The 1,666-nt window shown below is 50.2% G+C and carries 1 protein-coding gene and 1 pseudogene; one reads left to right on the plus strand and one right to left on the minus strand.

Annotation, left to right across the window (positions count from 1 at the left end):
• Positions 1-288: 288 nt before the first annotated feature.
• On the plus strand, positions 289-741 hold the full coding sequence (locus tag STRDD11_RS00495; RefSeq protein ID WP_128834325.1) for a universal stress protein: 453 nt from the start codon (positions 289-291) through the stop codon (positions 739-741).
• 440 nt (positions 742-1,181) lie between these two features.
• On the opposite strand, the pseudogene STRDD11_RS00500 reads toward STRDD11_RS00495, so the two are convergent.
• A pseudogene (locus tag STRDD11_RS00500) lies at positions 1,182-1,666 on the minus strand (alanine aminotransferase); the annotation flags it as partial.

Consider the following 1,666-nt stretch of genomic DNA (forward strand, 5'->3'; position numbering starts at 1 on the left):
CCCCTTGCTATTATATCTTTACATTTTCTCAAAAAAGTTTTACAATAGAAGTAAGAACCGGCAGTTCAGCCTAAAGAAGGTTTCTTTAGGTTCCTGTAGTGATGAAAACAGTTTTGTCGGATGAGGGAAGCTGTCCTGTCCCAGACAAAAACTCGAACAGCGAGTGACAGGAGAAGCCCCCTTGGCTGCTGAGGTGTTCCATGAATACAGGCCTTCAGTGCCGGCAGTTCATCTCAGGCAGTTTTCACGCTGCTTGAGCGGCCTTTCTAGCTGAATGGAGGTAGTGCTATGACTCAAAAATATGAAAACATTATGGTGGCTGTTGATGGTTCGCATGAATCTGAACTGGCCTTTGAAAAAGGGGTCAATGTTGCCCTCAGAAACGGCTCCCGTCTGACCATCGCCCATGTCATTGATACCCGGGCGCTGCAAAGCGTCTCCACCTTCGATGCAGATGTCTATGAAGAGCTGCAGGAAGATGCCAAGAAACTGACCGGCGAACTCAAAGAAAGAGCCCAAAAATCTGGTATCAAATATGTCGATATCGCCATCGAAATGGGCAATCCCAAGACTCTGCTGGCCACGGACATTCCTGATGAACACAAGGTGGACCTGATTATGGTCGGCGCCACCGGTCTCAATGCTTTTGAACGCCTGCTGGTCGGATCCTCTTCTGAGTATATCCTGCGCCATGCCAAGGTGGACCTGCTGGTCGTCAGAGACCGTGAAAAGACCTTATAATACTCTTTCCAGCCAATTAACCTGCCTTTCCCTGACAGTTTGGGAGCCTGTCAGAAGCAGCGGATATCGTCAGTTGCTTTATCTTTTATGACTTTGTCAGCTTGCCTTGCTCCAACAGTCCAGAAGGACTGTTGGAGGCTGGAGATAAAGGGAACGCAGTTCCCAGCTTTCGTTCAGCCCGAGCCTAGAAATACGAAAGCGAGGAAGGTCTGGGAGAGCTTTTCAGCCCGAACCTTGGTACGCGAAAGCAAGAGAGACCGCGGGACCTTTTTACTCCCCGGACAGTTTCACTGTTAAAAAGAGCGGACAATCCGCTCTTTTTATAATCTGTACAGTCAAAAGCTGCCCTCCCTTTATTCCCAATCACCAACGGTCTTCCAGACTTAGCCAAGGTTCGCTTTGATGTTTGAAGAGCCTCAGCTGGCAATAAATAGGAAAGCCTAGTCTCCCTTGGTCTCGTCATCCAAGGCCAAAGTCCGCCGGTAGGCCTGAATCTGCCGGTCCAGCTCTTCTTTGATGGCTCTTTCCGGTGCATAGTTTTCTTCCCAGTCATCTGGTTTGAGAATCTTGTGGGTAACGGGGTCAAAGTGCGCCTTGCCGTCGGGGAAGATTTTGCCCATATTGGCCCGATGGACAATATCAAAAATCTGCTCAGGATCTACCCCCATGAGCACAAAGCTGCCATAGGTAAAGTAGAGAGTGTCAATGAGAGCATCAGCCTGACCGACCAGCGATACCTCAGCCGGACTCTTGGAGCGAACCTTAGCTGCTGCCTGATCCAGCGCCTCATGAAGATAAGCCATTGAGTGCTCAAACTCTTCTTCCGACGGACTGGCTGCGCGGAGAAATTCCACCAATTCTTCCAGCTTAAAGCCAGCCCGGTGGCGGGCATCTTCCGGCGACCAGACAATTGGCTCCTCCTGGG

The organism is Streptococcus sp. DD11 (assembly GCF_001578865.1).
Taxonomy (GTDB): domain Bacteria; phylum Bacillota; class Bacilli; order Lactobacillales; family Streptococcaceae; genus Streptococcus; species Streptococcus panodentis.